Genomic DNA, 23,448 nt, shown 5'->3' on the forward strand with positions numbered 1-23,448 from the left:
CGTCAGAAGAGAGGAAGGAAATTGAGCAAATATTCTTCCTATTATAGCTTTCTTACGCCCTTTAAACCTCTGTAAATTTGGTGAAAATCCATTTTCATGTGTGCTTCATTCGGCCACCAGCATTTCCGGATGCGAGTAAACCACGAATCCGTGCTCACGCACAAAGCCGATCAGGCAGATGCCACTACGCTCGGCGATGTCAATCGCCAGCGCTGTCGGCGCAGAAATAGCCGCCAGGATGGCCATATTGGCATGCGCCATTTTTTGCACCAGTTCGTAGCTGATACGGCTACTCATCAGCACAAAACCCGCATTTCCCGCATGCTCGCCATCACTCATGGCACCGATCAGCTTGTCCAGTGCATTATGGCGCCCGACATCTTCGCGCAGCAGGCGAATATCGCCTTCCATGCTGACCCAGGCAGCGGCATGCATGGCCCCGGTCAAGGTATTGAGTGGCTGTTGCAGCCCAAGAGCCTGCACGGCTTTCAAGAGGCTGGATTTATGCAACCTGGGTGCGGCATGGCCGCCATAAAATATCTGTGGCACGTCTTTGTGCAAGGCTTGCAGGCTCTCTATGCCGCATAAACCGCAACCAGTATTGCCAATCAGATTGCGCCGCCTTTCCTTGAGTCGCGCAAAGCAACTGGCGGCTATATGCAGATGTACTTCCACGCCCAGCGTACCCGGGGTTTCCCTGCATTCGATATCGTAGATATCGCTCAGGCTATCAATAATCTGTTCGGACAGGCTAAAGCCGATGGCAAAATCTTCCAGATCCACCGGTGTTGCCAGCATGACGGCATGCGAAACGCCATTGAATACCAGTGCCACAGGCATTTCTTCTGCCAGTTGATCATTGATGTCTTGTGGTTGCGGACTGGCGTACGTATGCTTTTGCACCCGGCGCAGACGGATAGCACGCTCCAGCGGATTGTCGTTTACTTTATCGCGTCGCATGTTGTGTTGCATAGTGTGTCGCAAATCCTGCGTCCCTCTTCAGTCAGCACCAGCAGGCTGCGCTCGCCATCCTGTTGCAGGCTTACCCAGCCAGCCCCCTGATGCTGGCCCAGTTGCTGTTCACCCAGATAAGCGATGCAACGCAACAGCGTGCTTTGCCGCATCTGCAAACGTTTGCTAAGGCGTGCCAGCGAGACGGCACCAGCATGGTTTGCCATTTCTGCCATCAATGCATAGGCATGTTCATCCTGCTTCAGCACTGCTATTACATCTGCGGCCGGCAGTTCAGCCTGGATTTCCACCTGTGATGTTTCTTCATTCATTGGCCAGTGCAGCTTGCGCGCTATTGGTATGGGTATTATGTGCAGTGATCATTACAGGTATGGATTTCGAAGTCGGCGTCCTTGCATGATCGGCAAAACTCGACAAGGGGACCAGCCCATTGGTTTCCGGGAAATACGCGGCCAGGCAGGCGCGGGGGATATTGTATTCCACCAGCATGAAGCGTTTTGCCTGCCGCCTTGTCTTGTCATCGCACAAGCTTTCCAGGTCTACCCAGTCACCGGCCTGCATACCCAGTTCCTGTATATCTTCCTTATTAATGAACAAGACGCGGCGTTCACCAAACACGCCACGGTAACGATCGTTCATGCCATAGATAGTCGTGTTGTACTGGTCATGCGAACGCATGGTCGCCAGGTTGAACACGGGCGACTGTTGATTCTTGCGCGCCTGGTGGATGGGTAAATCAACCGGCACTGCATGAGCATTGAAGTTCGCCTTGCCGCTAGCGGTCACCCAGACCCGTTCCGCCGCCGTATTGCGCAAATGAAAACCGCCCGGCACGCTGACGCGCGTATTGAAGTCTGCAAAATCATCAAACACCGCAGCAATCTTGTCACGTATGCGGCTATAGTCCGCCGCCAGCCAGGCCCACGGTGTCTTGCTGCGTTGTTTCAGTGTCGCCTGCGCCAGCCGGGTCACGATCATGGTTTCAGACAATAAGCCTGGTGCGGCAGGTGGATTGATGCCGGAAGACAGATGCACCATGCTCATGGAATCTTCTACCGTTACCGCCTGCGGTCCGGTTTCCTGCATATCTATTTCTGTGCGCCCCAGGCAAGGCAGGATCAAGGCTTCCTGGCCACAAATAAGGTGACTGCGGTTTAGCTTGGTGGTGACGTGCACGGTCAGCGCACAGTTACGCAGGGCACGATGGGTCACTTCGGTATCTGGCGTGGCAGTGGCAAAGTTGCCACCCATGCCAAAAAACACCTTACCATTTTCATTCAACATGGCCTCGATGGCACCGACGGTGTCATGGCCAGGTTCGCGTGGTGGCGTGAAATCAAACACCTGCCCCAGACGATCGAGGAATGCTGCCCTTGGTTTTTCCACGATACCCATGGTGCGGTCACCCTGCACATTGCTATGCCCACGCACCGGACAGGGGCCCGCGCCAAGCCGGCCAATGTTACCGCGCAAAAGCAACAGGTTGACGATCATCTGTATGGTGGCAACCGAATGTTTGTGCTGGGTAATGCCCATACCCCAGCAGGCAATAACCTTGCCGGCCTGCATATAGGTATCGGCAGCGCGTTGTATCTGTGCACGCTCCAGACCTGATTCCCGGACGATGACATCCCATTGCTCTGCCATGACATCTGCCGCAAATTGTTCAAAATTGGCCGTGTGCTGCGCAATGAATTCAACATCAATAATCCGGGGCTTGCCCGCTGCCTGCGCCTGCACATCTGCTTCCAGCACACATTTGATCATGCCTTTGACGCTGGCCAGGTCACCACCTATCTTCAACTGAAAATAATCGGATGAAATATTGGTAGACTGGTCTGCCAGCATGTCCAGCGCATTTTGCGGATTCTGGAATTTTTCCAGCCCGCGCTCACGCAAAGGATTGAAGGACACAATGGCAGCCCCCCGCTTGGATGCAGCGCGCAATTCACCCAGCATGCGCGGATGGTTGGTACCCGGGTTTTGCCCAAAAATCAGGATGGCATCGGCCAGTTGAAAATCAGACAGCAAAACAGTACCCTTGCCTACCCCTATCGCTTCACGCATGGCAAAGCCGGATGGCTCGTGGCACATGTTCGAGCAATCAGGGAAGTTATTCGTACCAAATTCACGCACAAACAATTGATACAGGAAAGCCGCTTCATTGCTGGTGCGGCCTGAGGTATAGAAAATGGCGTCATTCGGACTGGGCAAGGCATTCAGTCGCGCCGCAATCAATTCAAAAGCCTGGTCCCAGTCTATGACCTGGTATCTGTCCGTTACCCTGTCATAACGCATGGGGTGGGTCAGGCGGCCCTGAGCTTCCAGCCAGTGATCGGACTTGGCGGATAATTCCTGCACGGTCAGGGAAGAGATCAATTCCGGCACGGCACGGCGGGCAGTCGACTCAGCCGCCACCGCCTTGGCACCGTTTTCGCAAAACTCGAAGGTAGAAGTATGGTCGGCATCCGGCCAGGCACAACCGGGGCAATCAAAGCCATCAGGCTGATTGGCTGACAAGAGTGTCAGCGCACCTTTTTTAGGTATGCCCTGCTCAATGATCTGTTGCGCCACACTTTTCAATGCACCCCAGCCACCAGCAGGTCTGTCGTATACCCGGACTACTTTTTTATTACTCATACCAACCTTGTATTCATATAGGACTTACGCAAAACAGCAGCGTCGCTCATTGAACCTAGGTTCTGGAACAATTTTGCGTAAGTACTATCATATTCAATAATCACACAATCCGCTTCCCTATTGCGAAGCAAACCATGTTCAGTTTCAGTATGAGGATATTACCAGAATCTATTGTCGGAAAAGAATTCAGGCACTGGCACAAAGCCTTAACGATGTATCACCACCAGCAAAGCCTTGGCTTCTGTCTTGCCTATATTACGTATGGCGTGATTCTTGTCGGCTTCATACCTTGCCGTCGCCCCCAGCTTCAGTTTCTTGCGACTGCCTTCAACCTCTACTTCGACGCTGCCATGTAACAGGGTCAGGTGTTCGGATGCACCAGGATCATGTGAATTTGATACCAGTGCACCACCGGGTGAAAGTGTCAGTTCATACCATTCATATTTGCCTGCCAGTTCCATCGGTCCCAGAATACGCAGGACATAACCCGCATGTTCACCCGGCAAAGTCGGGGTTTCATGCGCTTCCAGCAGGCGGATCGGGTCCAGTTTTGGTGATTCGGATGACAATAGTTCTGCTATGCCAACACCCAAGGCGTTAGCCAGCCGCCAGGCAACCGCAATCGTCGGATTAGCCTTTTCCCGCTCTATCTGCGACAGCATGGATTTGGACACCCCTGCCGTCCGCGACAAATCTTCCAGCGTCAAACCGCGTTCAAGACGCATTTTTTGCAAAGTTGCGCCGACTTCTGGCGGCGTATTCGGTAAAACTTTTTTCATAGAGACTCTTGCATCACTAAAAAAGCTAGATTAATATTCGATATATCGAACTTTAGTTCTAGATATCGAATTATTCAATTAATTCGGGAATTCTTACAATAGTGTAGCAGTGCACGGCCACAAGCAGTGACACTTTCGCAAGCAAAACAGGCAAACAAATGGAGACGCCCATGAGCCAGAACCCATCCAGACAACATTTCTTAAGCAGTTTGGCAAGTAATCTCGGCACTTTGCGCGAACAAGGCCTGTACAAAGCCGAGCGTGTGATTGCATCGCGCCAGGGCGCGCAAGTGACTTGCGATGATGGCAGGCAATTAATCAATCTGTGCGCCAATAATTACCTGGGTTTGTCTGGCGACGAATCCATGGTGCAAGCCTCGATTGCTGCAACTGAACAATATGGCTATGGCCTGTCATCCGTGCGCTTTATCTGCGGCACGCAGACCGTGCACAAGCAACTGGAAAAAGCACTGGCTGAATTTCTGGGTACCGAAGACTGTATCTTATACGCAGCCGCATTCGACGCCAATGGCGGCGTATTTGAACCCCTGTTTGATGAAAACGACGCCATCATTTCAGATGCCCTGAATCATGCCTCCATCATTGACGGCATCCGCCTGTGCAAGGCCGCACGCTTCCGTTATGCCCATAACGACATGGCCGACCTGGAAGCACAATTGATTGCTGCCGCCGACAAACGTCACCGCATTATCGTGACGGATGGCGTGTTTTCCATGGATGGCACCATTGCACAACTGGACAAGATTTGTGACCTGGCCGACAAATATGATGCCCTGGTGATGATTGATGAATGCCATGCTTCCGGCTTCATGGGCAAGACCGGTCGCGGCACCCACGAGCATCATGGCGTACTTGGCCGCATCGACATTATTACCGGCACACTGGGCAAGGCATTGGGCGGTGCCATGGGCGGCTTTACTGCGGCACGCAAGGAGGTGATTGATACCTTGCGCCAGAAATCACGTCCGTATTTATTCTCCAATACGCTGGCACCTTCGATTGCCGGTGCCTCGCTGTCGGTATTGCAACGCCTGTCCACATCCACAAGCCTGCGTGACCGCCTGCATGAAAATACCGCGCATTTCCGGCGTGAAATCGCCGCATTAGGCTTTACCATCAAGCCTGGCACCCATCCGGTCGTGCCCGTCATGTTGTTTGATGCCCCGGTTGCCCAGAAATTTGCTGCCCGCCTGTATGAACTGGGGGTGCTGGTGACAGGCTTCTTTTACCCGGTGGTACCAATGGGTCAAGCCCGGGTCAGGGTACAGTTGTCGGCTGCGCATACGACCGATCAACTCAATACTGCACTGGCTGCGTTTGCCCAGGCCGGCCGTGAATTAAACATCATTCAATAAGGAAAGTCATGGAACGTATTTTAGTGATTGGCGCCAACGGCCAGATCGGCAGTGAACTGGTAGAAGCGCTGGCCATGCAGCATGGTGCCGATAATGTGATCGCCGCCGACATCAGCCCAAAAAGCCTGTATGGCGCAAAAATCTATGAAATCATTGATGTCCTCAATACCGACAGACTGGCACAGGTAGTTGAGCAATACCAGGTCACCCAGGTGTACCAATTGGCGGCGATGTTGTCCGCGACTGGTGAACAGGCACCCTTGAAAGCCTGGACCCTGAACATGGATGGCTTGCTGAATATCCTGGAACTGGCGCGCCTGCGTGGCGAAGCTGGCACGCCGCTGAAAGTGTTCTGGCCTTCTTCCATCGCCGCCTTCGGTCCGAACACGCCAGCAATCAATACGCCACAATATACGGTCATGGACCCAAGCACGATTTACGGTATCAGCAAACTGGCAGGCGAACGGCTGTGCGAATATTATTTCCAGAAATACGGCGTGGACGTACGCAGCATCCGCTACCCTGGCATCATCAGCTACAAATCCCCTCCCGGTGGCGGCACGACGGATTATGCGATTGCGATTTTCCATTCCGCCTTGCGTGGCGAAACCTATGAATGTTTCCTGGAAGCAGAAACCACCCTGCCGATGATTTACATGCCGGACGCCATACGCGCCACCATTTCATTGATGGATGCACCAGCGACCAAACTTTCTATACGTTCTTCTTACAATGTTGCCGGATTAAGCTTTAATCCACGGGAATTGGCGTTTTCAATCAAACAAAATTTGCCCGCGTTTGACATACACTACGCGCCTGACAGCCGCCAGACTATCGCTGCCTCTTGGCCACAAAGCCTGGATGACTCAGTAGCGCACAAGGACTGGGGCTGGCAAGCACAAGTAAGCCTGCAACAACTGGTGGAAGACATGCTTAAAAATATCCATGTCGATAACAAGGAGTTGAGCAAGGCTGCATAAATAAAAACTAAGGAACCTCTGATTAAGTGTAGCGAGCGGCGCTAGTTTGGGTTAAGAAGCGCAGTCGTACGACTGTACGGCGAGCATCGCAGGCCCAAAATAGTGTCGCGCAGTAGCTTAATCAGAGGTTCCATTGAGACAAGTCAAAGAGGCAAAATGATGGACATGCGTGTATTCGAATTATTCAAGATAGGCGTGGGTCCGTCCAGTTCCCATACGGTGGGCCCGATGTTGGCCGCCCGTCGTTTTTTGCTTGATGCCAGTGATTTATATAAAACCAGCAAGATACAGGTCGCCCTGTATGGTTCACTGGCCCTGACAGGCATGGGGCACGCCACTGACAAGGCCGTGCTGCTGGGCCTGATGGGTGAAACACCGCAAGATCTCATTCCTGAAAGTGTGGATGAAAAACTGGCAGCAATCGCCAGTTCAGGCAGGATGAATTTACTCGGTGAATATCCTGTCAAATTCGACATCGCCACAGACCTGCTGTGGCATAAACAGGAAGTGCTGCCCGGTCATCCGAATGGCATGAAATTCATGCTGACACGCAATGATGGCAGCAGCTTTGAAAAAATCTATTATTCCACTGGCGGCGGCTTTATCTATTCCGCTGACGAACTGGCCAATCCCGGCGCTGATGAAAGCGGCAACAGGAAACCCCTGCCCTACCCGTTTGCCACCATGGCCGAATTACTGGCCCACGGCAAGCGCAGCGGCTTGTCGATTGCCAGCATGTTACGTGCAAATGAAAATGTGTATTGCAGCGACCAGGAACTGGATGCCGGCATAGACAAAATCTGGGCCGTGATGAAGGGCTGCATATCACGTGGCTTGCAAATATCAGGCGAATTACCTGGCGGCCTGCATGTCAAACGCCGCGCTGCCAAACTGTGGCGCACCGCCAATGAAACAGCAGATGTCTTGCCGCATGATGGCATGCACAGGGTCAGTCTGTATGCCATGGCCGTGAATGAAGAAAATGCCGCCGGTGGCCGGGTCGTGACTGCGCCAACCAATGGCGCAGCTGGCATCATACCGGCCGTGCTGCGCTATTATGCAGAAGACTGCAAGCCCAGCGACCCAGAACAGGGCATACGCAATTTCATGCTGGCGGCATCGGCGATAGGCATGCTGTGCAAGAAAAACGCCTCGATTTCCGGCGCAGAAATCGGTTGCCAGGGTGAAGTCGGTGTGGCCTGCGCAATGGCTGCTGCCGGCCTGACTGCAGCCCTGGGCGGTAGCAATGAACAGGTAGAGTCAGCGGCAGAAATCGGCATAGAACATCACCTGGGTATGACTTGCGACCCTATCGGTGGGCTGGTACAGATACCCTGCATAGAACGCAATGGCATGGGTGCGGTGAAGGCGATTACTGCCGCCTCGCTATCCCTGCGCAGTGATGGCAGCCACCATGTCAGCCTTGATGACGTGATTGAAACCATGCGCCAGACTGGTGCCGACATGCAAGCCAAATACAAGGAAACTTCACTGGGTGGTCTGGCGGTGCATGTGGTCAGTGTAAATTACGCTGCCTGCTAAACACCTGCCGACATATCCTGCCTGCATCAAAAACAAACGGCCATCATGTGGCCGTTTGTTTTATCAAGATGCATGAAAATCGCTTTAAGGTCTGAGCGAAAATCCCTTGCGTCCTGTTTGCCAAAAGAAAAACGACCATGCATCTGCCTGGTCTGCCATGGCATCTGTTTTCCAGGAATTTGCAAAATCCGTACGAAACAGGGTCGGGCGTGACTTATCCGCATTCAGCATTTGCACGCGCGCTGCGAATTTAGCCGTCATCCACACAGGTGCAGTACCGACACCAAAGCGTGCCGTCAGCAACATGGCGGGATAAGATGCTTCGCGCAATTGCTGATAAGGATAGGTGCCAGTCGCCGGATTCTTGCCGCGTTGCGCCGTTTTTTTGTTTTTATCTGTCACCAAAGGCTCGGACAACAGTGCCGAGCTGTGCACCGCAGCCAGCAACTGCGGCCGCTGGCTGATCGCCATGGCCAGATAACGCTGACTGGCACGCATCTCTTGCACCACCAGTTTTTTGGCGCTGGTATACCCCTCATTGACCAGATAGTCTGCGGCAAACAGGAATTCATCCAGGCCATCATTGGCAGAACGTCTTTTGACATCGGTACTGTCAGGCACATACACGATGGCCATCACCGCATCCTGTTCCAGCCATGCCAGACGTTTTGCGTCATAACCCGCCAGGGCAGCCAGGCCGGTGCCGGTTTCGATGCTCAACAGGCAGGCGTGACTACCATCAAGCTCCATACCTTGCGGATACAGTAAAGTCATGGACAACTGTTTGTCAGTGCCTGGCCTGGTCAGCGTCAGGTGTTTGGTGGCAATGCGATGAAAGCCGATTTGCGGGGAACGAAAAACCTCGACATTTTTTACTTCACCCGCTGGCAGCACGCGGTAAGACAAGGGAGCAGCATTGGCTGCTTCCAGTACAAAGAGTGCCCCTTCGTTTTCTGCATCAGCAGTCAATTGGCTGATCTTGCCGGGATAAGGCAAATTGATTTCTTCCTTTTTATTGCTGGCCAGATCGATTTTCATCAATTTACTAAAGCCTGCCTCTGCTACATGGGCATACAGCGCATTCCTGGCGAGGGCCAATTCCAATACCTCTTCATCGTTGGCGACAAATAATTCCTTGGCAGTATTTAGCTGAGGTGTTTTCAGGTCAAGTTTAAGAATGGCACCTGCAGCCTTCTTTTTAGTCGAGACCAGGTACAGGTTTTCCCCAGATAGCCAGGCATTTTTGATCTTGTCAGTTGGACTGCCCAGGCGTTGCCAGGTAGTGGCTGCGCCTTTCAACTGGTCTTGCTTAACTAAATACAGGCTGCGATCCGGCGCATTTCCATGGCGCACCTCGGCCAGTACAAAGCTGGAATTGGCGGCGGTCTTGAGTGTGATGGCATCAGTCGCAGAAAATTTCCGGTTCTTGCCGACACCGGCACCGATCAGGGCCTGGTCTTCCCTTGCTTTGGTTCCCAGTACATGCTGCCACACAGCGCCATTTTCAACATCGGCCTTGCCTGCGCTTTTAGGGAAGAACAGCGCACTGCCATCCGCCTTCCAACTTACTTCTCTGGCATTGGCAGGGATATTTCCCAGATCATCTTTCAGCACACTGGCATCGGCGCTTTTGATGATGCGCAAGCTATGCTGGCGACGGCCATCAGTTGACAGTATGCCGATGGCGACATGATTACCGTCGGGTGAAGGGCTGAAAAAACTGATGCTCCGCCCGGCTTCAGCCAGCATGAGTATTTTTTCGCCAGCCGTACTGGCATTACGCATGAACAGACCAGGCCTGTCGTCGCCCGCAGGTTTGACAAAAAACTGCCTGCCACGCACTTCTGTCAAATTGCCTGCGCTGTAGTCTTGCGCCTGCAGGTTTCTGAGCCTGGCCAGCAAGGCATCCCTGCCGTTGATGCGGGAGATCAGCGTTTGGCTAAAATCGGTTTGCCGCTTCATCCATGCCCGCACCTGCGCATCGCTCAAGGATTCAAGAAAACCCAAGGCATCAGCGTTTTCGCTTGCATTATTTGTATTATTTGCATTACTTAGGCCCCTGGCGGCAGCAAGTGGCCGGGGCAAAGCTGGATAGTCACCCCAGGCTTGTAGCTGGGCCTGTGCCAGCAATGGCAATGCCGCCAGCAAGCCCCATAAAATTGCAGGTCGTCTTGTCTTTCGCTTTACAACCATTCCTGCCATTCCTGCCATTCCTGCCATTCCTGCCATTCCTGCCATTGCTGCCATTGCTGCCATAGCGGCTCCAAATTTGAATAGTGGTGGGCCAATTACTGTGCCTTGCATTGCAAAAAATATCTTTTCTTGCAAAGACGGCCATACCGTTCATGTTTCATTTCTTGAATTTCATCCCAGACTTTCTGCATTTCGTCGCAAACGACTGGAAGCCGTCATCACCGGCCATTACAGTGCAAGCATAGCAAGATCACTGAAGGTCAAAAGGAGAAATAGCATGAATATCGTCAAGAAAACCAATTTAACTGTGTTAACCATTGCTGTATTTGCTGCTACCATAGTGCCAGTAGCAAAATATATTAATAAACTGAATGCAAGCAATCATGTTGCAACAGTTACAATCTCAGCGCCAAGACTGACTGAACAACAAAAAATCGCTTTTGATCTCGAACAAGCTGGAAACAAAGTGCATACCGTCTTCATCGCGGCGAAACGCCTGAGCAATGACGAGAAACTTGCCTTTGATCAGCAAGACAGACAAATTCAGCAAGCAAAGATGCGCACGCATAAAAAACCGCAATTGCTTGTTTAATATCTATAATGAAATAATTATATTTTATTTAAGCAATTACTCCGGTTTGTCGCAGCACTTATTTTCTAGCAGGCAATCATGTTAAAAAAATCCATCGTCTTCTGCGTGCTTACTTCTGCCCTGCTGGGTGGCCTTGCTTATAGCCAGGAACTGATGTCCATGGCTTCCGTGCCAAGCCAATACGATCCGCAAGACAAGTCTGCAAGCCCAGAAATCATGCAGGAAGCACCAAGCGTCGTCACGCCGCAGGCACCGGTGCAACTGGACAGAAGCGGTGTGGACCGAGCTTCAGTGCATCTGCAGATACTGCAACAGACCAATATGCATTTTTCTGACAATGTGCAACCTGCTCCTGCGCCACAACCCAAGAAAACTGTTGCCGAAGATAAAAAAGCACAGGCAAAGTCAGCCAGCAGTACCTGATCTCTATCTTTACGCGCAGGTGCCCATGCATCTGCCTGCATGATTCTCTCTATAAAATGCCGCATTCCTGTATGCGGCATTTGTGTTTTCAGTGCACTCTTCTTGCGCTACAAAGCTCCTCTGTCTATACGCTTGCTCAAAATAATCGAGGTTGAGGTTTGCCTGACGCCGTCAAGCGCGCCAATCTGATCCAGCAACTTGTCCAGGATTTCGGTACTCGGGCAACGCAAGGTCAGCATATAGTCGATGGCCCCACTGACAGCGCACAAGGTTTCTGTTTCTGGCAATTGCTGCAGATGCCTGATTAATGCCGGTGCATAACGTGCCTCTACTGACAGGCCCACATAGGCCCTGACAGCAGGTTGCGCCAGCTTGTGGTTGAGCTTCAAGCCATAACCGGCTATCACATCCCGCTTTTCCAGTGCGGCAATCCTGGCGATGACGGTGGTACGGGCAATACCAACCGCCTTGGCGATACTGGTCACCGGTAGCCGTGCATTGTCCATCAGCAAAGCCAGGATTTTATGATCGATGTCATCAAGATCAGGTTTCATTTCGTCATTTCGCTTTATATGCACTACATATTATCGTATGACCATGCATATTGACGATAATTTAGTCGCTATTATCTGACAAAACTAAGGCCTAGACTTCAATGTGAACTGTTTCAAAAATAATTACAAAATAATCAAATAATACATTAACAACACTTTTACATCAGGCTTTGGAGGCAGACATGGCAACGAAATTGATACTTTTGGGCGCAGGCAAGATTGGTGATGCAATTCTCAATCTGTTGTCCCATACCAGCGACTATCAAATCACGGTCGCCGACCGTGACCCTGAACGCCTGAAATACGTGGAACAGGCAGGCTTCCCAAATACCCGCATCGTCCAGGCCGATCTGGGCGACAAAGCCGCCGTCACCGAACTGATTCGCGGGCACAAGGTAACCATGTCGGCCTGTCCTTACTTCTTGACGCCCATCATCGCCGGTGCCGCACGTGAAGCCAACTCCCATTATTTTGACCTGACTGAAGACGTGGAAAGCACACGCATCGTCAAGCAACTGGCAGAAGGGGCAGACTGCGCCTTTGTCCCGCAATGCGGCCTGGCACCAGGCTTTATCTCCATCGTCGCCAATGATGTCGCCAAACGTTTTGAAACCCTGCGCGATGTCAGCATGCGCGTCGGTGCCCTGCCCACCTTCCCCAACAATGCACTCAAATACAATCTAACCTGGAGTACCGACGGCCTGATCAATGAGTATTGCAATCCATGTGAAGCCATCGTAGATGGCGAATTGCGTGAAACCGCAGCCCTCGAAGAAATCGAGCATTTCTCGCTGGACGGCATTGATTATGAAGCCTTCAACACCTCTGGCGGCCTGGGCACCTTGTGCGAAAGCCTGGAAGGCAAGGTACAAAACCTGAATTACAAGACCGTGCGCTATCCCGGCCATCGCGACATTGTCAAAGTATTGATACGCGACTTGCAACTGGGCAAACTGGAACGCCGCCCGATTTTGAAAGAAGTCCTGGAAACCGCCATCCCCATGACCAAACAGGACGTAGTACTGGTCTTCGTCAGCGTCGTCGGCATGCGTGATGGCCGCCTGGAGCAGGAATCCTATGCCAAGAAAATCTATGCCCAGCAAGTCAATGGCCAGTTACTGTCCGCGATACAACTGACCACCGCTTCTGGCATCTGCACCATGGTCGATCTGGTAGTCACTGGCAAATTGCCGCAGCATGGTCTGGTGCGTCAGGAACAGACAGATTTGTCCGAGTTTTTGGGCAATCGCTTTGGTCAATATTACGCGGCAGGGTCAGCATAAGCATCACAATCAGCTATCAATGCAAGAGATCAAGGCATAAGGCTAGCACCGGCGCTACAATGTCGGTTCTGGCGTCAAGCCTATCCAATATCAATTAAGGACATCGGGCTTTCCACAAGCAAACCTGATGCGCCTGGCAAAGTATCGAGGCATACAAGATGAATAACACTACTCTGCACACCATACTGACCGAACTCGACATCCAGTTGAGTGATTACCAGGGAAGCGACATCCACAGTATTTCCCCCATCGATGGTCAGGTTCTCGCTGGACTGCGCACCGACACGGCAGCAGAAGTCAAGCAGCGCATAGACCGCGCCCATGCTGCATTTTTGCAGTGGCGTAATATCCCTGCCCCCCGTCGTGGCGAGCTGGTACGTCTGTTTGGCGAAGAACTGCGCACCCATAAACAGGCGCTGGGCCAGTTGGTGACACTGGAAGCCGGCAAAATTTTGCAAGAAGGCCTGGGTGAAGTACAGGAAATGATCGATATCTGTGATTTCGCCGTTGGTCTGTCTCGCCAGTTATATGGCCTGACCATCGCTTCCGAACGCCCCGGCCATCGCATGATGGAACAATGGCATCCTATCGGCGTGGTAGGTGTGATTTCTGCCTTCAACTTCCCCGTCGCAGTGTGGGCGTGGAATGCAGCGCTGGCCTTTGTCTGCGGCAATAGCGTGACCTGGAAACCATCTGAAAAAACCCCGCTGACGGCGATCGCTACCCATGCCCTGTTCATGAAGGCCGTTGCCCGGTTTGGCAGTGATGCCCCAGCCGGATTGGCTGAATTGATCATCGGCGCACGCGATACCGGCGCCCAGATGGTGGAAGACAAGCGCGTGGCCCTGGTCAGCGCCACCGGCAGCACCCGCATGGGCCGCCAGGTTGCCGAAACCTGCGCCAAACGCCTGACCCGTACCATATTGGAACTGGGCGGCAATAATGCCATGATAGTCGCCCCTAGTGCAGACCTGGAAATGGCTGTTCGTGCCATTACTTTCTCTGCCGTCGGCACTGCTGGCCAACGCTGCACCACCCTGCGTCGCCTGTTCGTGCATGACAGTATCTATGACACGCTGGTACCACGCCTGAAGAAAATCTACGCTGGCCTGCCAGTAGGTAATCCGCTGGACAAAACCACCCTGGTCGGCCCGTTGATTGATGTTGCATCCTTCGATGCCATGCAAAGTGCATTGGCGATTGCCAAGTCTGAACAAGGCAAGGTGTTTGGTGGCGAACGCACTATCGTTGCAGGTAATGAAAACGGCTATTACGTCAGCCCTGCCCTGGTAGAAATGCCAGGCCAGACCGCATCCATGCACCATGAAACTTTTGCACCCATCATGTACATCGTGCGTTACAGCGATTTGCAGCAAGCCATCCGCCTGAATAATGAAGTGCCGCAAGGTCTGTCATCTTCGATATTCACTACAGACATGCGTGAAGCCGAGACCTTTGTATCGGCTGCCGGCAGTGACTGCGGCATCGCCAATGTCAACATCGGCCCTTCAGGCGCAGAAATCGGCGGTGCTTTTGGGGGCGAAAAAGAAACTGGTGGCGGTCGCGAATCCGGTTCCGACGCATGGAAAGCCTATATGCGCCGCACCACCAACACTTTCAATTACAGCAATTCCCTGCCGCTGGCACAGGGCATCAGCTTTGATATTTGATCCAGATCAAATTTATTCAGCTTAAAAAGACCGCCGTTTGGCGGTCTTTGACTTTATGGCATCAAGAATTCGCCTTACAATTTCATATTCAGGAACTTGCGCAGCCGGATCGGCAAAAAGACTTATGAAAAAAGCACTTACTTGTGAAGATATCATGCAATTGGAGCAATTGCCGAATGTCGGCAAGGCAACTGTTGCTGACTTGCACCTGCTGGGCATCACTGATCCACAGCAGTTAAAGGGGCGTGATCCCTACCAGATGTATGATGCGCTTTGTACCGCCACCAAAGTCAGGCATGACCCCTGTGTCTACGACGTTTTCATTTCCATAGTAAAATTCATGGATGGTGAGCCACCGCTGGCCTGGTGGCATTACACCGCAGAGCGCAAAGCTTACCTCGCATCCCCCTCCTCGCAGTAAGAACGTGTTTGCGCTCTTACTGCGCGGGCGCGATCGGAGTCCACGCGGGGCTCATGTGCTGCTCAAAATGCTCATGTACTTAAGTACATTCCGCTTTTTGCGCTGCTCTTCACCCCGCTGACGCTCGCTCGCTACAGATCGCAAACACGTTCTTGGCCTATTCCTGACAAAATTACTCAAGTTTGCTATACTTGACTAAAATGCTCAACAACTCAGGGCATTCAACTTTTTCTTGCATGGAGTACCCCGGAGTAATTTATGCGCCTGACCACCAAAGGACGTTTCGCCGTCACTGCAATGATAGACCTGGCCCTGCGCCAGGATAAGGGACCTGTGACCCTGGCCGGCATCAGCCAGCGCCAGGACATTTCCCTGTCTTATCTTGAGCAATTGTTTGGCAAATTGCGTCGCCATGAGATCGTTGAATCCGTGCGCGGGCCTGGCGGCGGTTACAATCTTGCCCGCAAGGCACAAAATGTGACTGTTGCCGACATCATCATCGCGGTGGACGAGCCTCTGGATGCCACCCAGTGCGGCGGCAAGGGCAATTGCCATGGCAGCGACCGCGAAAACGGCCTGCATTGCATGACGCATGACTTATGGGCGACGCTGAACGCCAAAATGGTCGATTACCTGGATTCCGTTTCACTCCAGGATCTGGTCAATCAGCAAAGACAGAAAGCCTCGGAAAACCATGTTGTCGTCATGCATCACTCGCATGCCAGCCACATTGCCTCTTGAATATTTGGAGTTTTTAATGAACGCCCCTTTGGAAAAAAGCCTGCTGGACACACTGAAGTCACCGCATTTCCCTATCTACATGGATTATTCGGCGACGACGCCAGTCGACCCACGTGTGGCCGACAAGATGATCCCTTTCCTGCGTGCGCAGTATGGCAACCCCGCCTCCCGCAGCCACATGTATGGCTGGGAAGCTGAAAAAGCAGTGGAAGATGCGCGTGCGCAAGTGGCCGATCTGGTCAATGCAGATCCGCGTGAAATCGTCTGGACTTCTGGCGCAACAGAAAGCAATAACCTGGCGCTCAAAGGTGCAGCCAATTTTTACAAATCCAAGGGCAAGCACATCATCACGGTTAAAACCGAGCATAAAGCTGTACTTGATACCGTGCGTGAACTGGAACGCCAGGGCTTTGAAGCTACCTATCTGCAACCGGGCGATGATGGCCTGATCACGGTAGAGCAACTGAAAGCAGCTATACGCCCTGACACCATCCTGGTATCGGTGATGTGGGTCAACAATGAAATCGGCGTGATCCAGCCTATCGCTGAAATTGGCGAGCTGTGCCGCGAAAAAGGCATCGTGTTCCATTCCGATGCCGCCCAGGCCACCGGCAAGGTCCATATCGACCTGGAAAACACCAAGGTTGATCTGGTGTCTTTCTCTGCCCATAAAACCTATGGTCCAAAAGGCATAGGCGCGCTGTACATCCGTCGCAAACCACGGGTACGCCTGGAAGCCCAGATGCACGGTGGCGGCCATGAGCGTGGCTTCCGTTCAGGTACACTGGCACCGCACCAGATTGCCGGCATGGGCGAAGCCTTCCGTATCGCCAAGGAAGAAATGGATAGCGAACTGGCCCATGTACGTGCCATGCGCGACCGTCTGGCGAATGGCTTGAAAGAAATTGAAGAAACCTATGTTAATGGTGACATGGAACATCGTGTGCCACACAACCTGAACGTCAGCTTCAATTATGTTGAAGGTGAATCCCTGATCATGGCAATCAAGGATATTGCCGTATCGTCCGGCTCTGCCTGTACCTCTGCCAGTCTGGAACCCTCGTATGTCCTGCGTGCACTGGGCCGCAGCGACGAACTGGCGCACAGCTCTATCCGTTTTACCATCGGCCGTTTCACGACGGAAGAAGACATCGACTTTACCATCGACCTGCTCAAGACCAAGGTCGCCAAGCTGCGCGAATTGTCGCCTCTGTGGGATATGTATAAAGACGGCATTGATATCTCCACCATCCAGTGGGCAGCACATTAATTTTACGTTTGAAAAAACGTATTTAAGAAAACGCATTTAGGAAAATTAAGGAGCATCAAAATGGCTTACTCTGAAAAAGTTTTGGATCACTACGAAAATCCACGCAATGTCGGCGCCTTTGAAAAAGGTGATGACACGGTAGGTACCGGCATGGTTGGCGCACCTGCCTGCGGCGACGTCATGAAACTGCAAATCAAGGTCGGCGCTGATGGCGTCATCCAGGATGCCAAATTCAAGACCTATGGCTGCGGCTCTGCCATCGCCTCTTCTTCCCTGGTGACTGAATGGGTCAAGGGCAAGACGCTGGATCAGGCACTGGAAATCAAGAACACGGCAATTGCTGAAGAACTGGCACTGCCACCGGTCAAGATTCACTGCTCCATCCTGGCAGAAGATGCAATCAAGGCTGCGGTGCTGGATTACAAAAACAAGCACGGTGCAGCACAGAACGCCTGAGCTTAACCAGCATTGCAAGCAGCATCCTAACAAGCATAACAAAAGCAATATCGGCAGCGAGAACTGGAATCAACATGGCTATCACACTCACAGAAAAAGCGGCAAAACACGTCACCCGTTATATGGAACGCCGCGGCAAAGGCATAGGTCTGCGCTTTGGTGTACGTACCACCGGTTGCTCAGGCATGGCGTACAAACTGGAATATGTGGATGAAATTGGCAACGATGATCAAATTTTTGAATCGCACGGCGTCAAGGTTTTTGTTGATCCAAAAAGCCTGCCGTATATCGACGGCACAGAACTCGACTTTGCCCGCGAAGGCTTGAACGAAGGCTTTAAATTCTACAACCCCAACGTCAAGGACGAATGCGGTTGTGGCGAAAGCTTCAGAATTTAAGGGCCGGTGCAGATGCAGAATCATTTTGAGCTGTTTCAGTTGCCGCAGCGGTTTGCGCTTGATCAGGGACAACTGGATGCAGCTTACCGTGAAGTGCAGAGCCAGGTGCATCCGGACAAGTTCGTACAGGCCGGTGAAGCTGAAAAACGTGTCGCCATGCAATGGGCAACGCGTGCCAATGAGGCTTACCAGATACTGAAAAAACCGCTGAAACGTGCACGCTATCTATGCGAATTACAGGGCGTGGATTTGCAGACAGAATCCAATACGTCCATGCCTGGTGCCTTCCTGATGCAGCAGATGGAATGGCGCGAAGCCTTTGATGATGCACGACGCGAGAATAATCAGTCCGCCCTGTTGCGCCTGGAACGTGAATTGAACAGTGCACTAAGAACGCAATTGCAAACCGTTGGCAATGCGCTGGACCAGCGTCAGTTTCAAGAAGCCGCACAACAAATCCGCGCCTGCATGTTTCTGGAAAAATTTATTGCCGATATCGCTGCTCTCGACGAGTAATTTCGAATAACCCGGCAAATCCATCCCGCATTGGTTTGCCCTTTTTGGATGCATCGCCATCCCTTATTTCATCATGGCATTACTGCAGATTTCAGAACCTGGCATGTCCACCGCCCCACACCAGCACAGGCTGGCAGTAGGCATAGATTTGGGCACGACCAATTCTCTGGTTGCAACCGTACGCAATAGCATACCTGAAGTATTGAATGACGAAGAAGGCCGCCCTCTGCTGCCGTCAGTAGTACGTTATCTGCCGAATGGTCATGCGCATATCGGTTTCAAGGCCCTGGCCGAGCAAACCAATGACCCCAGGAATACCATCGCCTCAGTCAAACGCTTCATGGGGCGTGGCTTGAAAGACATCGCCTATGCTGAAAATCTGCCGTATGATTTTCATGATGAACCTGGCATGGTGAAGCTAAAAACCGTGGCTGGCATCAAGAGTCCGGTAGAAGTATCGGCACAAATCCTGGCCACTCTGCGGCAAACCGCAGAAGATGCTTTGGGTGATGATCTGGTGGGTGCCGTCATTACCGTTCCAGCCTATTTCGATGATGCCCAAAGACAGGCCACCAAGGATGCAGCCAAGCTGGCCGGACTGAATGTCTTGCGCCTGCTGAATGAACCTACGGCGGCAGCGATTGCCTATGGTCTCGACAATGCATCTGAAGGTGTATATGCCGTGTATGACCTGGGTGGTGGCACGTTCGACATCTCCATTTTAAAAATGAGCAAGGGTGTATTCGAAGTCCTGGCTACCGGTGGTGATTCTGCTCTGGGTGGCGATGACTTTGATCACCGCCTGTTTTGCTGGATCTTGCAGGAATCCAAACTGGCACCACTGTCTGACGAAGATACCAGCACCCTGATGGTCAAAGCCCGTGAAGCCAAAGAGACTTTGTCAAGCAAGCCCAGCACCTACATCGATGCGAAACTGAATTCTGGCGAATCCGTGCATTTGCAGATCAGCGCAGCAGCATTTGCCGAAATGACGCAAAACCTGGTGACGAAAACTACCACGCCTTGCCGCAAAGCCCTGCGCGATGCCAGCCTGACGGTAGATGATATCGACGGTGTGGTACTGGTCGGCGGTGCGACGCGCATGCCCCATGTACGCAAGGCCGTCGGTGAATTTTTCCAGACCACCCCGCTGGCAAACATTGACCCCGACAAGGTGGTGGCACTGGGTGCGGCAATACAGGCGAATCTGCTGGCCGGCAATCGCGCCCCCGGCGACGACTGGCTGCTGCTGGATGTGATCCCGCTATCACTGGGTGTAGAAACCATGGGTGGACTGGCTGAAAAAGTCATCCCGCGTAATTCCACCATCCCTTGTGCGCGCGCACAGGAATTTACCACCTTCAAGGATGGACAAACGGCCATGGCCATCCATGTAGTACAGGGCGAACGGGAACTGGTGAGCGAATGCCGCTCGCTGGCGCGCTTTGAATTGCGCGGCATTCCCCCAATGGCAGCAGGCGCGGCACGCATACGCATCACTTACCAAGTGGATGCAGACGGACTGCTGTCGGTATCCGCACGTGAGCTGCGGTCAGGCGTGGAAGCGGCAATTACCGTCAAACCCTCGTATGGCCTGGCCGACGATGAAATCACCCGCATGCTGCAAGATTCCTTCACGTCAGCAGATGCCGATATGCAGGAACGTGCCTTGCGTGAAGAAGTGGTCGAAGCAGAACGCATCTTGCTGGCCACACAGTCCGCCTTGAATGCCGACGCGCAGCTATTGGACGACGCCGAACAAGTGCAGATCAAAGCATTGATGGAACAAGTGGCCAGCCAGATGGATGGCAAGGATCATCAGTTATTGCATGAAGCTATCGACAAGCTGGCACAAGGTACCGAAGAATTCGCTGCGCGTCGCATGGACAAGAGCGTGCGCAGCGCACTGGCCGGCAAAAAACTGGATGAGATTGTTTGATGGCGCAGCAGCATCCACTACCAAAATACTGAGTTAACGAGAACAACATGCCCCAAATCATAGTCCTGCCCCATCCCCAGCTTTGCCCTGAAGGCACAGTCATTGATGCGCCAGAAGGCAAGTCCCTGTGTGAAGCCCTGGTTGAAAGCGATGTCGAAATCGAACACGCCTGCGAAATGTCTTGCGCTTGCACTACTTGCCATGTGGTAGTGCGCGAAGGTTTTAATTCATTGAATGCATCCACTGACGATGAAGAAGATTTGCTGGATGCCGCCTGGGGCCTGGAAGCCACGTCACGCCTGTCTTGCCAGGTCAGGCTGGGCAAACAGGATATCACCATAGAAATCCCCAAATACACGATCAACCACGCGCGCGAAAACCATTAAGTAAAACTAAGCAAGATCAAGCGATCTTTACGCCCGCCAGGCGTAAAATCGCCTGACCCGAATACGCCGGAGCCCGCCATGAAATGGACAGACACCTACAGAATCGCCGAAGCCTTGTGCGATAAATTTCCAGACATCGATCCGCTAACGCTGCGCTTCACCGACTTGCACAACTGGATCGTGGAACTGGAAGAATTCGATGATGACCACCAGCGTGGTGGCGAAAAGATTCTGGAAGCCATACAAATGGCCTGGATAGAAGAAAGATAGAAGCCAACAAATCCGCTTAAAGTTCGCCTTCCTGAGATTGCATTGCCGTGACTGGTAAAATCACTTACCCCAATGCAATCTGTCCCCGCCTTGTGCCTGCCAGCCCACAGCATTTGAAAATATATTTTCATCATGAGAATGATATCTTGCTGAAACGCAAAAAACCTTTTAGTATTTTAGTGGTATTCGTAGAAACCATTTCATCAACAATACTAGGCTGCATTCTCGATTATGAATGTGTTTGTCTGTCGCTGATCAGTAAATGATGGTCAGTTGTGCATAGCCCTATGCTCAACCTGGCTAACCCTCCCGGGAAGTGTTGCACAAGGATCTTGGAATGCAGTTTAGACATCTCTTATCCGCGCTACGCAGCAGAATTACGCTCAGACTTGCGATCATTCTAGCCGTCGTATTCGGGTTGACCGTCCCTGCTGCCATACTGATTCCCTACCATCTGCATACGATAGAAACGGCAGCGCAGGCGCGCAATGCGGAAGACCATAATCGACTGGTCGAAATCCTGTCCGTCATCCTGAGTGAACCGCTGTGGCAGATCACACCTGAAATTGCCAACATATCCAGCGAGGTCGTGTATTCCGACCCCAGGGTAGCCACCATCGAAGTCATCACCCTGCCCGACCGCAAGGAATTCATCAAGAACGACACCCGCCAGCAAACGCAGAAAGGTCCCTTTACCAGCATGGAAAGGGAAATCAAGCATGGCGGACAAGTTATTGGTCAGGTCAAACTGACCCTGGCAGAAGATTTATTGCAAGAGAGTCTGGCGTCTGATTTCCGCCGCTACGTCACGACCGCCGTTTTGTCTTTGATATTGGCCATCATTTTTATTCTGGTAGTACTGCAATGGCGATTGGTACAGCCAGTCAGAATTCTGATGGGCGAATCAGACCGGTTGGCGAATGGCGAATTGAATGACCCTATTGCCCTTAACCGCGAAGATGAGCTGGGCCATCTGGCAACCAGCCTGGAAGCAACGCGCCAGGCATTGCAACGTTCATTCAGGGAACTGGAAATCAAAAACCAGCAGTTACTCGAATATTCAGGGACACTGGAATCCAAAGTCAGGCAAAGAACCCAGGAATTGGAAACCGCGTTGACAAACGTTAATTCAGCCCAGGCCGAACTGGCCAGGGTGGAACGCATGGCGGCCCTGGGTTCCATGGTGGCTGGCGTCGCGCATGAACTCAATACCCCATTGGGCAACTGCCTGCTGGTTGCCAGCACGCTGGAAGAAGAAACCCGTTACTTAGTGAAAATGGTGGAAGAAGGCAAAATGCGCCGCTCGGACCTGACGCGTTATGCCGCCACCGCACTCGATTCCACCAAACTCTTGTTGCGCGGCCTGCAGCAATCCGCCCATCTGGTGGGCGACTTCAAACAAGTCGCGGTTGACCAGTCCAGCGCCCAGCGCCGCCAGTTTGCCTTGCTGGTCATGCTGCAAGAGCTGACCGCCCTGCTGCATTCCAGCCTCAGAAAAACACCGTACACGCTAGAACTGAATATCCCTGCCGACATACAACTGGACAGTTACCCCGGCCTGCTGGGCCAGGTATTCACCAATCTGGTCAATAATGCCGTGGCCCACGGCCTGGAAGGCCAGGAAGAAGGCCACATGTGCTGTACCGCCGAAAAACAGGGTGAACAAGTCATGATCGTCTTTGAAGATAATGGCAAAGGCATACCCGCCGATATCATCAACCGTATTTTCGAACCGTTTTTCACCACTAAATTCGGCCAAGGTGGTAGCGGCCTTGGGCTCAGCATCACCTTCAATATCATTTCGAATGTCCTGGGTGGCAGCATTCATGCATCCAGCGTGGTCGGCGTTGGCACCCGTTTTGAAATCAAATTGCCTCTCATCGCCCCCGGTGAACCGGAACCATCCAATCCCCTGTTGAGCAAGCGCTAAAAAAGTTAACTTGGTCTGCTCAAGCCAATTTGCGCATCACTAAGGTATACTGGCGCACTATAAGAATTGAAACATTATGGTGTTTTGCACAATAAAAAATACTTGCGCTTCAGTCCG

The 23,448-nt window shown here is 52.3% G+C and carries 23 protein-coding genes; 17 read left to right on the plus strand and 6 right to left on the minus strand.

Annotated elements, in window-relative coordinates; all coding sequences use genetic code 11:
* Positions 1–105: 105 nt before the first annotated feature.
* The 4 genes from fdhD to ACO0K9_RS05130 all read right to left on the minus strand — a co-directional run bounded on the left by fdhD (position 106) and on the right by ACO0K9_RS05130 (position 4,391).
* Entirely contained in the window at positions 106–960 is an 855-nt protein-coding gene (fdhD, locus tag ACO0K9_RS05115; protein WP_422982398.1) for a formate dehydrogenase accessory sulfurtransferase FdhD, read from the minus strand.
* Positions 942–1,283 carry a hypothetical protein gene (locus ACO0K9_RS05120; protein ID WP_422982400.1) on the minus strand — a complete coding sequence of 114 codons (342 nt, stop codon included), beginning with the start codon at positions 1,281–1,283 and terminating at the stop codon, positions 942–944. The genes fdhD and ACO0K9_RS05120 overlap by 19 nt, the downstream gene beginning before the upstream one ends.
* Positions 1,276–3,612 carry an FdhF/YdeP family oxidoreductase gene (locus ACO0K9_RS05125; RefSeq protein WP_422982402.1) on the minus strand — a complete coding sequence of 779 codons (2,337 nt, stop codon included), beginning with the start codon at positions 3,610–3,612 and terminating at the stop codon, positions 1,276–1,278. Before ACO0K9_RS05125 ends, ACO0K9_RS05120 begins: the two co-directional genes overlap by 8 nt.
* Before the next feature lie 206 nt (positions 3,613–3,818).
* Positions 3,819–4,391, minus strand: coding sequence for a helix-turn-helix domain-containing protein (locus ACO0K9_RS05130; protein WP_422982404.1), 573 nt, complete (start codon positions 4,389–4,391; stop codon positions 3,819–3,821).
* Between the two features lie 170 nt (positions 4,392–4,561).
* Between ACO0K9_RS05130 and kbl the strand changes: the two genes are divergently transcribed.
* The 3 genes from kbl (at position 4,562) to ACO0K9_RS05145 (ending at position 8,289) form a co-directional block, all read left to right on the plus strand.
* Positions 4,562–5,767: a glycine C-acetyltransferase gene (gene kbl / locus ACO0K9_RS05135; RefSeq protein ID WP_422982406.1), complete on the plus strand. Its 1,206-nt coding sequence runs from the start codon at positions 4,562–4,564 to the stop codon at positions 5,765–5,767.
* An 8-nt stretch (positions 5,768–5,775) separates the two neighbouring features.
* Entirely contained in the window at positions 5,776–6,747 is a 972-nt protein-coding gene (locus tag ACO0K9_RS05140) for an NAD-dependent epimerase/dehydratase family protein (RefSeq protein WP_422982408.1), read from the plus strand.
* 159 nt (positions 6,748–6,906) lie between these two features.
* Positions 6,907–8,289 carry an L-serine ammonia-lyase gene (locus tag ACO0K9_RS05145; RefSeq protein WP_422982410.1) on the plus strand — a complete coding sequence of 461 codons (1,383 nt, stop codon included), beginning with the start codon at positions 6,907–6,909 and terminating at the stop codon, positions 8,287–8,289.
* 84 nt (positions 8,290–8,373) lie between these two features.
* Here the strand turns inward: ACO0K9_RS05145 and ACO0K9_RS05150 are convergent, their stop codons facing one another.
* On the minus strand, positions 8,374–10,482 hold the full coding sequence (locus ACO0K9_RS05150) for a hypothetical protein (RefSeq protein WP_422982412.1): 2,109 nt from the start codon (positions 10,480–10,482) through the stop codon (positions 8,374–8,376).
* Between the two features lie 277 nt (positions 10,483–10,759).
* Here ACO0K9_RS05150 and ACO0K9_RS05155 point away from each other — a divergent pair, with 277 nt between their 5' ends.
* Complete coding sequence (locus tag ACO0K9_RS05155) at positions 10,760–11,074, plus strand: hypothetical protein (RefSeq protein ID WP_422982414.1); 315 nt, start codon at positions 10,760–10,762, stop codon at positions 11,072–11,074.
* A gap of 78 nt (positions 11,075–11,152) precedes the next feature.
* Positions 11,153–11,497 (plus strand): hypothetical protein, encoded by a 345-nt coding sequence (locus ACO0K9_RS05160; protein WP_422982416.1) that lies wholly within the window; start codon positions 11,153–11,155, stop codon positions 11,495–11,497.
* 107 nt (positions 11,498–11,604) lie between these two features.
* On the opposite strand, the gene ACO0K9_RS05165 is transcribed toward ACO0K9_RS05160, so the two are convergent.
* Complete coding sequence (locus tag ACO0K9_RS05165) at positions 11,605–12,051, minus strand: Lrp/AsnC family transcriptional regulator (protein WP_422982418.1); 447 nt, start codon at positions 12,049–12,051, stop codon at positions 11,605–11,607.
* 182 nt (positions 12,052–12,233) lie between these two features.
* On the opposite strand from ACO0K9_RS05165, the gene ACO0K9_RS05170 reads away from it, so the two are divergent.
* The 12 genes from ACO0K9_RS05170 to ACO0K9_RS05225 all read left to right on the plus strand — a co-directional run bounded on the left by ACO0K9_RS05170 (position 12,234) and on the right by ACO0K9_RS05225 (position 23,331).
* Positions 12,234–13,334 (plus strand): saccharopine dehydrogenase C-terminal domain-containing protein, encoded by a 1,101-nt coding sequence (locus ACO0K9_RS05170; protein ID WP_422982420.1) that lies wholly within the window; start codon positions 12,234–12,236, stop codon positions 13,332–13,334.
* A gap of 158 nt (positions 13,335–13,492) precedes the next feature.
* Entirely contained in the window at positions 13,493–15,004 is a 1,512-nt protein-coding gene (locus ACO0K9_RS05175) for an aldehyde dehydrogenase family protein (RefSeq protein WP_422982422.1), read from the plus strand.
* A gap of 124 nt (positions 15,005–15,128) precedes the next feature.
* Positions 15,129–15,425, plus strand: coding sequence for a helix-hairpin-helix domain-containing protein (locus ACO0K9_RS05180; RefSeq protein ID WP_422982424.1), 297 nt, complete (start codon positions 15,129–15,131; stop codon positions 15,423–15,425).
* Positions 15,426–15,683: 258 nt separating this feature from the next.
* Positions 15,684–16,166 carry a Fe-S cluster assembly transcriptional regulator IscR gene (iscR, locus tag ACO0K9_RS05185; RefSeq protein ID WP_422982426.1) on the plus strand — a complete coding sequence of 161 codons (483 nt, stop codon included), beginning with the start codon at positions 15,684–15,686 and terminating at the stop codon, positions 16,164–16,166.
* A gap of 16 nt (positions 16,167–16,182) precedes the next feature.
* A complete protein-coding gene (locus ACO0K9_RS05190) occupies positions 16,183–17,436 on the plus strand; it encodes an IscS subfamily cysteine desulfurase (RefSeq protein WP_422982428.1) in 1,254 nt (417 codons plus the stop codon).
* 60 nt (positions 17,437–17,496) lie between these two features.
* Positions 17,497–17,892, plus strand: a complete 396-nt coding sequence (iscU, locus tag ACO0K9_RS05195) for a Fe-S cluster assembly scaffold IscU (protein ID WP_422982430.1) — start codon at positions 17,497–17,499, stop codon at positions 17,890–17,892.
* A gap of 74 nt (positions 17,893–17,966) precedes the next feature.
* A complete protein-coding gene (gene iscA / locus ACO0K9_RS05200; protein WP_186945385.1) occupies positions 17,967–18,290 on the plus strand; it encodes an iron-sulfur cluster assembly protein IscA in 324 nt (107 codons plus the stop codon).
* A gap of 12 nt (positions 18,291–18,302) precedes the next feature.
* On the plus strand, positions 18,303–18,806 hold the full coding sequence (gene hscB, locus ACO0K9_RS05205; RefSeq protein ID WP_422982432.1) for a Fe-S protein assembly co-chaperone HscB: 504 nt from the start codon (positions 18,303–18,305) through the stop codon (positions 18,804–18,806).
* A 73-nt stretch (positions 18,807–18,879) separates the two neighbouring features.
* Positions 18,880–20,745 (plus strand): Fe-S protein assembly chaperone HscA, encoded by a 1,866-nt coding sequence (hscA, locus tag ACO0K9_RS05210; protein WP_422982434.1) that lies wholly within the window; start codon positions 18,880–18,882, stop codon positions 20,743–20,745.
* Positions 20,746–20,792: 47 nt separating this feature from the next.
* Positions 20,793–21,131: an ISC system 2Fe-2S type ferredoxin gene (gene fdx / locus ACO0K9_RS05215; RefSeq protein WP_422982436.1), complete on the plus strand. Its 339-nt coding sequence runs from the start codon at positions 20,793–20,795 to the stop codon at positions 21,129–21,131.
* 78 nt (positions 21,132–21,209) lie between these two features.
* Complete coding sequence (gene iscX / locus ACO0K9_RS05220) at positions 21,210–21,401, plus strand: Fe-S cluster assembly protein IscX (protein WP_422982438.1); 192 nt, start codon at positions 21,210–21,212, stop codon at positions 21,399–21,401.
* A gap of 418 nt (positions 21,402–21,819) precedes the next feature.
* Complete coding sequence (locus ACO0K9_RS05225; protein WP_422982440.1) at positions 21,820–23,331, plus strand: sensor histidine kinase; 1,512 nt, start codon at positions 21,820–21,822, stop codon at positions 23,329–23,331.
* Positions 23,332–23,448: the final 117 nt, after the last annotated feature.

Source organism: Undibacterium sp. Ji50W (assembly GCF_049340445.1).
Classification (GTDB): Bacteria; Pseudomonadota; Gammaproteobacteria; order Burkholderiales; family Burkholderiaceae_D; genus Undibacterium.